The 13,787-nt window shown below is 45.2% G+C and carries 11 protein-coding genes; 6 read left to right on the forward strand and 5 right to left on the reverse strand.

Features of this window, described 5'->3' with window-relative positions:
* Positions 1-8 precede the first annotated feature (8 nt).
* The 3 genes from B9A91_RS13105 to B9A91_RS13115 are packed head-to-tail and all read left to right on the forward strand — an operon-like array spanning position 9 to position 3,758.
* Positions 9-1,283: a sugar isomerase gene (locus tag B9A91_RS13105; RefSeq protein ID WP_084239228.1), complete on the forward strand. Its 1,275-nt coding sequence runs from the start codon at positions 9-11 to the stop codon at positions 1,281-1,283.
* Between the two features lie 15 nt (positions 1,284-1,298).
* Positions 1,299-2,690, forward strand: coding sequence for an FGGY-family carbohydrate kinase (locus tag B9A91_RS13110; RefSeq protein WP_084239703.1), 1,392 nt, complete (start codon positions 1,299-1,301; stop codon positions 2,688-2,690).
* A gap of 36 nt (positions 2,691-2,726) precedes the next feature.
* On the forward strand, positions 2,727-3,758 hold the full coding sequence (locus B9A91_RS13115) for a GntR family transcriptional regulator (protein WP_084239229.1): 1,032 nt from the start codon (positions 2,727-2,729) through the stop codon (positions 3,756-3,758).
* On the opposite strand, the gene B9A91_RS13120 is transcribed toward B9A91_RS13115, so the two are convergent.
* On the reverse strand, positions 3,731-4,288 hold the full coding sequence (locus B9A91_RS13120; protein WP_084239231.1) for a 5' nucleotidase, NT5C type: 558 nt from the start codon (positions 4,286-4,288) through the stop codon (positions 3,731-3,733). The genes B9A91_RS13115 and B9A91_RS13120 overlap by 28 nt on opposite strands.
* Positions 4,289-4,380: 92 nt before the next feature.
* Between B9A91_RS13120 and B9A91_RS13125 the strand changes: the two genes are divergently transcribed.
* Entirely contained in the window at positions 4,381-5,130 is a 750-nt protein-coding gene (locus tag B9A91_RS13125) for a DeoR/GlpR family DNA-binding transcription regulator (RefSeq protein ID WP_084239233.1), read from the forward strand.
* A gap of 4 nt (positions 5,131-5,134) precedes the next feature.
* Here the strand turns inward: B9A91_RS13125 and dxs are convergent, their stop codons facing one another.
* Positions 5,135-7,063 carry a 1-deoxy-D-xylulose-5-phosphate synthase gene (dxs, locus tag B9A91_RS13130; protein ID WP_084239235.1) on the reverse strand — a complete coding sequence of 643 codons (1,929 nt, stop codon included), beginning with the start codon at positions 7,061-7,063 and terminating at the stop codon, positions 5,135-5,137.
* A gap of 94 nt (positions 7,064-7,157) precedes the next feature.
* Between dxs and glyA the strand changes: the two genes are divergently transcribed.
* Together glyA and B9A91_RS13140 are read left to right on the forward strand one after the other, a co-directional pair.
* Positions 7,158-8,429, forward strand: a complete 1,272-nt coding sequence (glyA, locus tag B9A91_RS13135) for a serine hydroxymethyltransferase (RefSeq protein ID WP_084239237.1) — start codon at positions 7,158-7,160, stop codon at positions 8,427-8,429.
* A gap of 19 nt (positions 8,430-8,448) precedes the next feature.
* Positions 8,449-10,761, forward strand: coding sequence for an ATP-binding protein (locus B9A91_RS13140; protein WP_084239238.1), 2,313 nt, complete (start codon positions 8,449-8,451; stop codon positions 10,759-10,761).
* Between the two features lie 188 nt (positions 10,762-10,949).
* Here B9A91_RS13140 and B9A91_RS13145 read toward each other — a convergent pair whose 3' ends face one another.
* The 3 genes from B9A91_RS13145 to rluF form a co-directional block, all read right to left on the reverse strand.
* The gene (locus B9A91_RS13145; protein ID WP_084239241.1) at positions 10,950-11,648 is read right to left on the reverse strand and encodes a ComF family protein; all 699 of its coding nucleotides are present in this window, start codon (positions 11,646-11,648) and stop codon (positions 10,950-10,952) included.
* A gap of 63 nt (positions 11,649-11,711) precedes the next feature.
* Entirely contained in the window at positions 11,712-12,761 is a 1,050-nt protein-coding gene (gene rlmN, locus B9A91_RS13150) for a dual-specificity RNA methyltransferase RlmN (protein WP_084239243.1), read from the reverse strand.
* A 29-nt stretch (positions 12,762-12,790) separates the two neighbouring features.
* Complete coding sequence (gene rluF / locus B9A91_RS13155) at positions 12,791-13,723, reverse strand: 23S rRNA pseudouridine(2604) synthase RluF (protein ID WP_084239245.1); 933 nt, start codon at positions 13,721-13,723, stop codon at positions 12,791-12,793.
* Positions 13,724-13,787: the final 64 nt, after the last annotated feature.

Raw genomic sequence — 13,787 nt, forward strand, 5'->3', positions numbered from 1 at the left:
CAGAAATGATGATATTAGAGAATTATCAGATAGATTCGCACAATAGCGAACTTTTAGCCAAACACCAGCGCAGGCTTGCCTTTATAGCTGATGAGGTTTCAGATGCCGAAGCAATTATACAGAAATTGATAGCTTTTCAGATCGGCATACCCAGCTGGGCCCTGGGTACAGGCGGCACCCGCTTTGGGCGCTTCTCTTCGGGAGGCGAGCCGCGTAACATCGAAGAGAAAATAGAAGATATAGGTTTGCTGCATAAATTAAATGCGGCAAGTGGTGCCATCTCGCTGCACATTCCCTGGGATACCGCAGATGATGTGCAGGCGGTTAAGGCCCTGGTAGCGCAGCACGGACTAAGTTTTGATGCCATGAATTCCAATACCTTCCAGGATCAGGCGGGTCAGGTGCATAGCTATAAATTTGGCTCCCTGCAACATGTCAGCAAAGCAGTGAGGAAACAAGCCATTGATCACAATATAGAGGTCATCCGTCAGGGCGTGGAACTGGGTTCTAAGGCACTTACTGTATGGCTGGCCGATGGCTCGTGTTTTCCCGGACAGCTCAACTTCCGGAAGGCCTTTCAGCATACTTTGGAAAGCCTGCAGGAAATTTATGCCGCTTTACCGGCCGACTGGAAGGTCTTTGTGGAGTACAAGGCCTTCGAGCCTAATTTTTATTCTACAACTGTGGGGGATTGGGGCCAGTCTTTATTGTATGCCAGTAAATTAGGCCCTAAAGCGTATACCCTGGTTGACTTGGGGCATCACCTGCCGAACGCCAACATTGAGCAGATCGTTTCCCTGCTGTTGATGGAAGGTAAGCTGGGCGGCTTCCACTTTAACGATTCCAAGTATGGTGACGATGACCTGACGGCCGGAAGTCTGAAGCCTTACCAGCTGTTCCTGATCTTCAATGAACTGGTGGAAGGAATGGATGCCCGCAACATGAAACACCATAGCGATCTGGGATGGATGATTGATGCCTCGCACAATGTCAAAGACCCGCTGGAAGATCTTTTACAGTCTGTTGAAGCCATCATGCTGGCTTATGCCCAGGCTTTGTCGGTAGACCGTAAGGCTTTACTGGAGGCACAGGAAACAAACGATGTGGCCCGGGCTCAGGAAATACTGCAGCAGGCTTTCCGGACCGACCTTCGTCCGCTGGTAGCCGAAGCACGATTACGTGCCGGCGCAGCCCTTGCCCCGCTGGAGCTGTTCAGAAAAATTAAAGTAAGGGAAGAACTCATTAAAAGCCGTGGTCTGAAAACCGTAGCGACAGGATTGTAACGGATGGAGGTAAAGATGAAGGCGGTTCCGGTAGTAGCGGTTTTTGATGTAGGTAAAACCAACAAGAAATTGTTCCTGTTTGACGAACAGTACAAAATTGTTTTCGAGCGCTCAGCAAGGTTTACTGAAACGGTGGATGAGGACGGTGACCCCTGCGAGAACCTGGAAAGCTTAAGGTTGTCCGTTTTTGACTCCTTAAGGGAGGTGTTCAGGAATCCTGCATTTGAGGTGAGGGCCATCAATTTTGCCACGTATGGTGCCAGCTTTGTTTATGTTGACGAAGATGGCAAAACTCTGGCGCCATTATATAATTACCTGAAGGAGTATCCTCCGGCACTGAAAGATCAGTTTTACGCTGCTTATGGAGGCGAGACTGAGTTCTCTAACCGTACGGCCTCTCCTGTGCTGGGTAGCCTCAATTCGGGTATGCAGCTGTACCGTATCAAGTATGAAAAACCAGAGCTGTTTAAACAGATCAGGTATGCGCTTCACTTACCCCAGTACCTGAGCTACCTCATTTCGGGTGAGGCCTATTCTGATCTGACGAGTATAGGCTGCCACACCAATCTCTGGGATTTTACCCGGAACGATTACCATGAATGGGTACGCAAGGAAGGTATAATAGATAAGCTGGCGCCTATCGTTCCCTCAGACAGTGTAATCCCGGCTGCTTTCCCGGGAAACAATTATGCCGTTGGTGCCGGTTTCCATGATAGCTCAGCAGCATTGGTGCCTTACCTGGTCAACTTCCACGAGCCTTTTGTCCTTTTGTCTACCGGTACCTGGTGCATCAGCTTAAACCCCTTCAACTCAAATCCGCTCACAGCAGATGAACTGGAAAACGATTGCCTTTGTTATTTACAGTATGAGGGAAAGCCTGTAAAAGCTTCCCGGCTGTTTGCTGGCTATGAACACGAACAGCAGGTAAAACGGATAGCAGCCCATTTTGGAACAGATGTGATTGCTTACCGCTCAGTATCTTACGAACCGCAACTCATTGTAGCGTTACAGGAGGCAAACAAGCCAGATGGATCGGGCGATCGGCAGGGCGGTGGACTGAAAGAGTCCCCTTTTGCTAAACGCGACTTAAATCAGTTCAGTTCAGACATTGCTGCTTATCACCAATTAATGCTGGATCTTGTTGGCCAGCAGTATATTTCTACAAACAGGGTGCTTGCGGGCACTGCGGTAAAACGCATATTTGTAGATGGGGGGTTCAGCAAAAATGTAATATTCATGAACCTGCTGGCAGCGGCTTTTCCTCAGCTGGAGGTTTTTGCCGCCCATATGGCCCAGGCCACTGCAGTAGGCGCTGCCCTGGCCATCCACAAGTCCTGGAACACAAAGCCTTTGCCGAACGATATTGTGGAGCTGAAATATTATGCCGCAGGCACGGTTTTGTCTTAAATTTTGTTAACTTAAGCCTTAACCTTAGCCGACGAGATGAAGCCGCTGAATTTTTTCGATTTTATCCATGTAGACGAATATTCTTCTACGCCTAAATACCTGCAGCTAACGAATTCTATCTTAAGCGGTATAGAATCCGGTAAGATTGAGCAGGGCTATCTGCTGCCTTCTATCAATGAACTGAGCTATGAACTGGATATTTCCAGGGATACTGCCGAAAAAGGCTACAAACACCTTAAAAAGATTGGCATTGTAGGCTCGGTGCCAGGCAAAGGCTATTACATCATCAGTACGGCTTTCAGGTGCACCCTTAAAATATTCCTGCTCTTCAATAAACTCAGTGCGCATAAAAAGATCATTTATGATTCCTTTATCAAAGCACTGGGCGAGCATGTTGCTGTAGATTTTTACATCTACAATAACGATTTTAACCTTTTTAAAAAATTGTTGTCCAATAAAAAGGGCGACTATTCCCATTATGTCATCATTCCTCATTTTATGGAAGCAAATGACCATGTTCACGAAGTGATCAACCAGATTCCCAAGGAAAAACTGGTCTTGCTGGACAAACTGGTGCCAGGTGTAAGCGGAGAATATGCTGCGGTATATGAGAATTTTGAAAATGACATTTACAATGCGCTTGAACAGGCCAGGGAGCACCTGAGTAAATACCATACCATCAAACTCATTATGCCGAAACGGAGTTATTATCCTATGGAAATCCTGAAAGGTTTTTACCGTTTCTGTCAGCAATACGCTTTTACCTCCAAAGTTGTGAACCAGATCCAGACCGAAGAGATTGCCGAAGGAGAGGTTTACATCAACCTGATGGAAGATGACCTGGTTAGCCTGATAGAAAGGATCATTAACCTGAAACTGGAACTTGGGAAAGACATTGGGGTGATTTCCTACAATGAGACCCCTTTAAAAAAAATCATTTTAAACGGCATTACTACTGTGTCTACAGATTTCAGGCAGATGGGCGAAATGACAGCCAGATTGATTCTGGACAACGCCAAAGATCACCTGGAAGTGCCCTTTCATTTAACGCTCAGGGCTTCGCTTTGATATTTCTCTTCTTCCATTAAGACAAGCACTTCCTGCCAGTTGTTTACCCGGGTGTGGTGGGTATGATTTGTATTGTGCCCTGCAGTAAACATAATAGGCATCCCTTTGCAGTAATCAAGGTTTTTGCAGTGGTCGTCAATCAGGTAATCGGTATTTACCACACTTTTGTCTCCGCAAAAAATAATATTTTTCCAGCTGATAAAAGGAAAGTGCTCGGCTAGCCATTCCCTTTTTTCAAATAAAGACAGCGGGAATTCCATTGCTGCCGAGACGATGTAAATTTCAAAGTCTTCAGCCAGTTTTTTTACTGCTGCTACAGCGCCTTCCATTACCGGGATTGTACGGAAAAATCCAGGCGAATAAACAAACTTTTTTACAGCCTCTTTATCAGGAAAAGCATCTGACTCCTTTACACCAATAAAAACCTCGTGACCCAGTTTAACGCCATAGTCGCGCTCATACCAGTTTAACCACTGGGCCTCGATGTTTGCGAGGACCCCGTCCATATCAATTCCGATTGTTTTTTTCATGTGTTTCGAATTATTTTGCAACAAATGTAGTTATATATTGCATAATATTGCAATATTTATTTATTATATTTGCACAATATTGCAGTTAAATTATGATTAAGGCAGAAAGACAACGGTTGATCATCTCGCATGTGAGTAAAGACCAAAAGGTACTTTTGAGCGACCTGAGTACATTATTAAGTGTATCTGAGGATACGGTAAGGAGAGACATTAAAGAACTTTCCGATCAGGGATTGCTGAAGGCCGTGCGCGGAGGTGCGATCTCTCATTCGCCCATTCCCCTGCATTTCAGGGACAGGGAACATTATGATGTAAGTCATAAAGCAATTATTGCCGAAAAGGCGCAGCAATTTATCAGCGACGGGCAGGTGGTGCTTTTTGATTCCGGTACTTCAGCGCTCGCGGTAGCTACCCACCTGCCAAAAGAACGGAAAATTACCGCGGTGACCAATAGTTTCCCTGTGGCGGCTGTACTGGAAGACCATCCCAATGCCGAAGTGATCTTTATCGGGGGGCGTTTAAACAAGACCGCGTTTTCAACCTCTGGTCATGAGGTTATACGGGCGCTTGGCGGCCTAAGTCCGGATGTCTGTTTTCTGGGGATTTGCAGTATTGATGTAAACCATGGCATAACCGGAAAAGATTACGAAGATTCGCAGGTCAAGAAAATGATGGTAGAGCGGGCCAGGTATGTTATAGCCCTTTCAACATTGGAAAAAATCGGGACGGCAGAACCTTATCTGATCTGTGAGGCACAGTCACTCGACGCCATCATTACGGACATGGAGCCTGATCACGAAGCGCTGCAGGTTTATACAGCTGCAGGAATAGAAATTGTCTGAAGTTTTAAGAAGCCATTGTTTCGGTAGTTCTGCCTACCGCAATCTTTCTGATGGTTTTGATGATCGAATTGGTATCATAACCACACAATGCCCATAGTTCCGCTTGTTCTCCGTGGTCAATAAAGCTGTCGGGGATACCCAATCTGATCACCTGCGCGCTGTATTTGTGGTCGGCCATGAATTCCAGTACGGCAGATCCCATTCCGCCCTGTAAACAGCCATCTTCAACGGTAATTACATTCCTGTAGCGTTTAAATACATCGTGCAGTAAGGCTTCATCCAGCGGCTTAACGAAGCGCATATCGTAATGCGCAGGGTGTATACCTTCACTGTTCAGCTCTTTACAGGCTTCTACGGCAAAGTTCCCTACATGGCCAATGGTTAATATGGCTACATCTTCTCCGTCGCATATTTTTCTTCCTTTTCCAATTTCAAGTGCTTTAAAAGGTCTTTTCCAGTCTGGCAGCACTCCATTTCCCCTTGGGTAACGGATAGAAAATGGGCCGGTATTTTCCTGCTGGGCGGTATACATCAGGTTGCGCAACTCCTCCTCGTTCATTGGGGCAGCTACGGTCATATTGGGTATGCAACGCATATAGGCCAGGTCGTACGCGCCGTGGTGAGTGGCGCCGTCGGCGCCGGCAAAACCTGCCCGGTCCAGACAAAACACTACATTCAATTTCTGGATGGCCACGTCATGGATCACCTGATCATATGCCCTCTGCATAAAGCTGGAGTAAATGTTGCAAAAGGGTACGAGGCCCTGTGTTGCCAGTCCGGCCGAAAATGTAACGGCGTGCTGTTCTGCAATGCCCACATCAAAAGCGCGGTTCGGCATGGCCTTCATCATGATGTTCATGGATGAGCCTGAAGGCATGGCGGGGGTGATCCCTACAATTTTTTCATTGGCTTCTGCAAGCTCTACAAGGGTATGCCCAAATACATCCTGGTATTTAGGCGGCTGCGGCTTGTCGGATACAGATTTTTTGATCTCACCGGTAATCTTGTCGAACAAACCCGGTGCATGCCATTTGGTCTGGTCTTTTTCGGCCAGGGCAAAGCCCTTTCCTTTTAAGGTTACACAGTGCAAAAGTTTAGGTCCCGGGATATCTTTCAAATCCCTGATGACCTGCACCAGACGCTGTACATCATGGCCGTCAACCGGGCCAAAATATCTGAAGTTTAGTGCCTCGAACATGTTGCTTTGTTTAAGCAAGGTGCCCTTAATACTTTTTTCTATTTTCTTTACAAACTTATGTGCATTTGGTCCCAGTTCAGATAACTTAAACAGTACCTGCGAAATATCTTCACGGAAACGGTTATAGGACTTCGAAGTGGTAATGCTGGTCAGGTACTCTTTCAATGCGCCAACATTGGGGTCAATAGACATGCAGTTGTCGTTCAGGATCACCAGCAGGTTTGAATTTTCGATTCCGGCATGGTTTAGACCCTCAAAAGCAAGGCCGGCGGTCATGGCCCCATCGCCAATCACGGCTACGTGCTGTCTGTCGGTCTCCCCTTTATAGTGAGAGGCTACGGCCATACCCAAAGCGGCAGAAATGGATGTGGAAGAATGCCCTACACCAAAAGTATCGTATTCACTTTCACTAATTTTTGGGAAACCACTAATGCCATTCAGCAGGCGGTTGGTATGAAATACAGCTTTCCTGCCGGTAAGTATTTTGTGCCCGTAAGCCTGGTGTCCAACATCCCATACCAATTTGTCGTAGGGGGTATTTAAGACATAATGCAGGGCCACCGTTAATTCCACAACCCCTAAACTGGCCGCAAAATGCCCGCCGTTTACACTGACCACATCAATAATGTACTGACGCAGTTCCTGTGCGATTTGTTCGAGGTCTTGTTCTTTATACTGCTTTAAATCAGCAGGATAGTTTATGTTGGGTAAAAACGGGCCGTTAATATCTTCCATGCAGGCTTTATTCGAATAGAAAGTACAAAGTAAGGTATTTTGTTATCAAACTAAGAAGGAAAATCGTTAATTTTACAAAATAATAATTCGATAAATGACTAGAGATACTTTAATTTTTGATTTGATTGACAGGGAATTGGACCGTCAGGAGAATGGTCTGGAACTGATTGCTTCGGAAAATTTTGTAAGCAAGCAGGTAATGGAGGCCGCAGGTTCTTGTTTAACTAATAAATATGCTGAAGGCCTGCCAGGTAAAAGGTATTATGGTGGATGCCAGGTAGTTGATGAGGTGGAAAGCCTTGCTATTGAAAGGGCAAAAAAACTTTTTGGTGCAGAATGGGTGAATGTTCAGCCGCACTCTGGTGCACAGGCAAATGCAGCAGTAATGCTGGCCGTAATTCAGCCTGGAGATAAGATCCTGGGTTTTGACCTTTCGCACGGCGGTCACTTAACACATGGTTCACCGGTTAATTTTTCAGGAAAATTGTATCATCCATTATTTTACGGTGTAAAAAAGGAAGATGGAAGAATAGATTATGCCAGGCTGGAAGAGGTAGCGCTGGCAGAACGCCCTAAGCTGATCATTGTTGGTGCATCTGCTTATTCAAGGGAATGGGATTATGCTTTTGTACGTAGTGTGGCCGATAAAATTGGTGCCCTGTTAATGGCGGATATTTCTCACCCTGCAGGTTTAATTGCCCGCGGATTGTTGCAAAACCCGCTTCCACACTGTCACATCGTAACCACTACCACACATAAAACCTTACGCGGCCCACGTGGCGGTATGATTATGATGGGTAAAGATTTTGAAAACCCATTCGGATTAAAAACTCCTAAAGGCGAAACCCGCATGATGTCATCTGTTTTAGATATGGCTGTTTTTCCTGGTACCCAAGGTGGGCCATTGGAGCACATCATTGCTGCTAAGGCCATTGCTTTTGGTGAGGCTTTGAGCGACGAGTACCTGACTTATGTGAAACAGGTACAGGCAAATGCCCAGGCCATGGCCAAAGCTTTTGTAGCTAAAGGATATGGCATCATATCAGGAGGGACAGATAACCACCTGATGCTGATCGACCTTCGCAATAAGAACATTACCGGTAAACTGGCCGAGAGCGCACTGGAAAAGGCAGACATTACCGTAAACAAAAATATGGTTCCTTTTGATGATAAGTCACCATTTGTAACTTCGGGAATCCGGGTAGGTACTGCTGCGATTACCACAAGAGGTTTCAAAGAATCGGAAATGGAACAAATTGTTGACCTGATTGATCAGGTGCTGACCAATGCAGAAGATGAAAATAATTTGAAGCAGGTTAAAGAAAAAGTTATAAGTTTAGTAAGTCGTTTTCCACTATATAAATAACGGCTTTTACCAAAGCTAAATGTTATCAGAGAACCAGTTTGATCGTATTGCTAAGCTCGCATCACTTTTATGTAATGCACCAATTGCAATTATTGGATTAGTAGATGGCGACAGGCTCTGGTTCAAATCAGCAATAGGTACTGCATTAAATGAGATGCCCCGGGGCATCTCATTTTGTGAACATACCATGCAGGGTGAGCATACTTTTGAAGTATATGATGCCCAGGCGGATGAAAGATTCAAAGACCACCCTTCTGTTGTGGGCCATCCCCATGTCAGGTTTTATGCCGGAGCGCCTTTGATAGACGAAAAAGGTGAAAAATTGGGTGCCCTTTGTGTATTAGATCCTACGCCGAGAAGCCTCAGCGAATCGCAAAAGGAGGGGCTCGAAACCCTTGCCCAGGAAATCATTACCCATATTGTCCTGGATAAGAAAAGCAGGGAACTGGAAGCCAATACCCATCGATATGAAGAGTTGCTTACCATCTCTGCTGTTTCTCCGGAGATTCACTGTATTCTTGATTACAGCGGGAATGTATTGTTTATTAACGATGCCGTTACCAATATTCTTGAATATACCGTTGAAGAAGCCATTGGTTTAAACATCTGGAATTTTTTTCACAGGGATGATTTGGACCGTGTGGTAAAGACCATTGAGGATGGGCTGAGGAACAAGATCAAAGAATTTGCCATCGATTTTCGCGTGGTAAGTAAAACAGGCGTAATCCGCTGGCTGGGCTGGAGCATGATTGCTAAAAAAGGGCGGTGGTATGCTTACGGCAGAGACATTAGCGACAACAAGAAAGTAGAACACGAGCTCAGAAAGCTCTCATTCGTAGCCAGCAAGGTGAACAATGCTGTGGTGATCAATGATGCCAACAACCATGTAACCTGGGTAAACGAGGCTTTTGAAAAAATTACAGGGTTTAACCTGGATGACCTGAAAGGAAAAAGGTTGGGCGATTTAATTGCCGGGCCAAAAACCGATATGGAACTTCTGGCAAAAGCAAGAGAACTCACCAGGCAAAACCAGTCTTTCACCGTGGACATGCTTGCTTACCGGAAAGACAAGCAGCCCATCTGGCTGTCTATTTATAATACGGTGGTCTTTAACGAAGCCGGTAAAGTTGAAATAGAAGTCGAGATCATTATTGACATTACCGAAAAGAAACAAGCCGAACGGGAAATGGTAGAAGCCCGGGAACAGGCACTGCAATTGAGCGAGGCTAAAGAAATGTTCCTTTCTGTAATGAGCCATGAAATCAGGACGCCGCTGAACGCAGTAATTGGCATGACGCATTTGCTGATGGAGAATGACCCAAAGCCATCACAGCTGGAGGACCTCAATATCCTTAAATTTTCGGGTGAAAACCTGCTGAACATCATCAACGATATTCTTGATTTCACTAAAATGGAAACAGGGAACCTACAGCTGGAATCGCTGCCATTTAGTATGAAAGCGCTTACTACAGACATCATCACTTCTTTGTATGTGAATGCAACCAAGAAAGGGAATGTGCTGCAGCTGCTGGGCGATGATCAGATCCCGTCCAGCTTGCTGGGGGATAAAACACGGTTGTACCAGATCCTGATGAATTTGCTGGGTAATGCCATTAAATTTACCGACCAGGGAAAAATAACCCTGCAATTAAAGCTGGTTGCAGCCAGTGAAACGCAGGCGACCATACATTTTGAAATAACGGATACCGGAATTGGGATTCCGGAAGATAAGCTGTCTTACGTTTTTGAAACATTTACACAGGCCAAAACCGATATTTCAAGAAAATATGGTGGAACAGGTCTTGGGCTCGCCATCACCAGGAAACTGCTGGAGCTCTACAACTCAAAGATTGAGGTAAGAAGCAAGGAAGGTGAGGGGACTTCTTTTTCATTTACACTGACTTTTGATAAAGCGCCCATTGTTTTCCCTTCAATGAAACCTTCGGCGCAGCCGGTTAATTTTAGCGGTAAAAAAATACTGATTGTTGACGACAATGAGATTAACCTGTTGATTGCAAAAAGGATACTGACGAAGTTCGGGCCTGAAATGGATTTTGCACTGAACGGAGAAGAAGGCATTGGAATGGTGCAAAAACAAACCTATGATCTCATTTTTATGGACATCAAAATGCCAGGGATAGATGGATTTGAGGCTACACGCAGCATCAGGGCGCTGGATGGTGATTATTTCAAAAGTGTGCCGATTATTGCTTTAACGGCTTCCACGCTTCATAACGAATACATCAAATTTAAAGCATCGGGAATGAACGGGCATATTTTGAAACCGTTTAAGCCAGAAGAAATCCGGGATATCCTTTCTGCTTATTTATAGGTTTGAATTATTGGGTGATATGGCCTGGTAAATTGGAGATTTTCTTAAAAGATAAAGGGCCGACAATTCATTGGGATGAATGTGTCGACCCTTAAATTAACGCTCTCACCACAAAGATGATAATTTTTTTTGAATTCCAAAAAATATCTGAAATTATTTTTTGCAAGGGCATTTGTACTTAAAAGCGCCTATTCCGTATAAGCAACAGTGGCGATACTTATTTTTGCCGGGCTGCAGGTTTGAAGTGTAATACAGCAGGCCTCCAGGGTTGCTCCCGTTGTCATTACATCATCTACCAGTAAAATATGCAGGTTTTTAAACAGAGCGCTATCCTGTACTGCAAATACAGACTGCATATTCTTAAAGCGGTCGTACCTCCCTTTTTTAGTCTGGCTTTTGGTAATCCCCGTTCTAACCAAGCCATTGCGGCTTACGGGCACGTTTAATACCGCTCCAATACCTTCGGCAATACACTGGCTTTGGTTATACCCTCTGAGGCGCTCCCTGCGGGGATGAAGCGGTACCGGTACGATCAGATCAATTCCACTATACACTGGTGCCTGCATCAATTTTTCGGCAATCATATGGCCAAGCTTAGTTCCCAAATCCTTTCCTCCCCTGTATTTTAAATGATGGATGAGGTTTTGTGTCCGGTAACCTTTCTTGAAATAAAGGAGAGACATTACCGCATTGCAATGTACACGTCCCCAAAGCTGTTTTGCTGCTTTGTTTTCGGGGAAGAGGTGATAATCGGTATAGGGTAACCGGTACAGGCAGTGTGTACAGATCTGGTCTTCCCCTTTGTACAAGTGTGTGTCACAGCCACAGCAAAGATTGGGAAACAGCAAGGCCAGCAGGTCCCTGAAAATATTTTTAAGCAGCTTCATGCTGCCAAGCTATACAGATTTAGATTTACGTTGGTAAATTTTTTAACCTGAGCTAAACGTTATCTAAACGGTCTCCTTAACGGCAAGCTGTCCGCAGGCGGCATCTATGTCTTTACCGCGACTGCGCCTGATGTTGGTGTTGATGCCCTGGCTTTTCAGGTAATTGGAAAAGGCATCTATCTTATCGCCTTCTGCATTGAGGAACCCTGCAAATTGTATCGGGTTGTATTCGATCAGGTTAACCTTGCAAGGCACATGTTTGCAGAACCTGGCCAGCTCCATGGCATCGGCTATCTCATCATTAAACTGGTTAAAAACTATATATTCGTAGGTTACCGGGTTCTTGGTTTTTGCAAAATAATACTTTAATGCTTCGGCCAGTGCTTTCAAAGAGTTGTGCTCATTGATGGGCATGATCTCATTGCGTTTTTTGTCGTTGGCTGCATGGAGGGATAGCGCAAGATTAAATTTAACGCCATCATCTCCAAGCTTTTTGATCATCTTGGCAATGCCTGCTGTAGAAACTGTAATGCGCTTGTACGACATATTTAACCCATCGGGAGCGGTAATCCTGTCTATGGATTTTAATACATTGGCATAATTCAGCAAGGGTTCGCCCATGCCCATATATACAATATTGGTTAAAGGCGCATTGTAATTTTGTTTGGCCTGCTGGTCTATCAGTACTACCTGATCGTAAATCTCATCGGCATTTAAGTTACGCTTACGGTCCATATATCCGGTTGCGCAAAATTTGCAGGTTAAGCTGCAGCCCACCTGTGAGCTTACACAGGCGGTCATCCGCTCGTCCATAGGAATCAGCACACCTTCTACAATATTGCCGTCATATAACCTGAAAGCACTTTTTATGGTATGGTCGTTGCTGATCTGCGATTTGTTTACCTCAACTACATTGATGGCGTAACTGGCATCCAGCTTGGCCCTGAGCTCTTTTGAAAGGTTGCTCATCTCGGCAAAGCTGCGTGCCGATTTTTCCCAAAGCCATTGGTAAACCTGTTTTGCCCTGTAGGCAGGCTCCTGCATAGCAGTAAAGTGCTGTTGCAGCTGATTGAGGTCTAATGAACGGATATCTGTTTTATTTGTAGCAGGCATTTGCTGCAAAGATACCAAAAATAAAATTTCTAACGGCGCCTGCTGTTCTTTTTGGATGGCCCGCCCGATTTGTTCCAGTCGTTAGCCGGTGTGGCTTTGTGTTTACCTGCAGGCTTTGCTGCCCCAGGCTTTTTCCTGTTATCTGCGTTGCGGGGTTTTGCTACTGCTTTTTTACTGGCGGGGAATTCCTCATTTTGAGCCTTGGGCTTTTTGCTTACTCTTTTCGGCGTGGTATCGGCCTGCGCATTGGATTTGGCTACCATATTATAAATTTCAGTAAGCTCTTCGGGGCTCAGCTCGCGCCATTCACCCAGGGGAATACCTTTTAACTGAATATTCATGATCCGTACCCGCTCCAGCTTGGTCACCTCGTAGCCAAAATACTCGCACATCCTCCTGATCTGGCGGTTCAGGCCCTGTATAAGTGTAATCCGGAATACCAGTGGACTTTCCTTTACCACTTTGCATTTTTTTGTCATCACCCCCAGCACAGGAACGCCCTTAGCCATTCCGGTAATGAACTGATCTGTAATCGGCTTGTTTACCGTTACCACATATTCTTTTTCGTGGTTGTTGCCCGCGCGCAGGATTTTATTGACCAGGTCGCCATTATTGGTCAGGAAAATCAGCCCCTGGGAGTCCTTATCCAAACGGCCAATAGGGAATACGCGCTCACTATGGTTTACGTGATCAACAATATTTCCTTTCACTCCGGCTTCTGTAGTGCTGGTAATGCCAACGGGTTTGTTGTAGGCAATTAAAACGGATTGCTCAACCCCTTTAGGCTCAATGCTCTGCCCGTTCACTGTTACAATGTCCCCAAAAAATACTTTGTCGCCCACCTTGGCTTTTTTGCCATTAATGTATACATTTCCCTGCTCTATATACCTGTCGGCCGCTCTTCTAGAGCACAAGCCACTCTCACTAATGTATTTATTTAATCGGGTAGTCGAATCGGACATGGGTATGGGTATAAATTGAAATTATTTACAAAGAAATCAATTTATACCCATATTAACTATCAAA

Origin of the sequence: Pedobacter africanus (assembly GCF_900176535.1) — a bacterium.
GTDB classification, from domain to species: domain Bacteria; phylum Bacteroidota; class Bacteroidia; order Sphingobacteriales; family Sphingobacteriaceae; genus Pedobacter; species Pedobacter africanus.

Coding starts and splice junctions, on each gene's coding strand:
- B9A91_RS13105 (WP_084239228.1), top strand. CDS start 9: ATGATATTAGAGAATTATCAGATAGATTCGCACAATAGCGAACTTTTA.
- B9A91_RS13110 (WP_084239703.1), top strand. CDS start 1,299: ATGAAGGCGGTTCCGGTAGTAGCGGTTTTTGATGTAGGTAAAACCAAC.
- B9A91_RS13115 (WP_084239229.1), top strand. CDS start 2,727: ATGAAGCCGCTGAATTTTTTCGATTTTATCCATGTAGACGAATATTCT.
- B9A91_RS13120 (WP_084239231.1), bottom strand. CDS start 4,288: ATGAAAAAAACAATCGGAATTGATATGGACGGGGTCCTCGCAAACATC.
- B9A91_RS13125 (WP_084239233.1), top strand. CDS start 4,381: ATGATTAAGGCAGAAAGACAACGGTTGATCATCTCGCATGTGAGTAAA.
- dxs (WP_084239235.1), bottom strand. CDS start 7,063: ATGGAAGATATTAACGGCCCGTTTTTACCCAACATAAACTATCCTGCT.
- glyA (WP_084239237.1), top strand. CDS start 7,158: ATGACTAGAGATACTTTAATTTTTGATTTGATTGACAGGGAATTGGAC.
- B9A91_RS13140 (WP_084239238.1), top strand. CDS start 8,449: ATGTTATCAGAGAACCAGTTTGATCGTATTGCTAAGCTCGCATCACTT.
- B9A91_RS13145 (WP_084239241.1), bottom strand. CDS start 11,648: ATGAAGCTGCTTAAAAATATTTTCAGGGACCTGCTGGCCTTGCTGTTT.
- rlmN (WP_084239243.1), bottom strand. CDS start 12,761: ATGCCTGCTACAAATAAAACAGATATCCGTTCATTAGACCTCAATCAG.
- rluF (WP_084239245.1), bottom strand. CDS start 13,723: ATGTCCGATTCGACTACCCGATTAAATAAATACATTAGTGAGAGTGGC.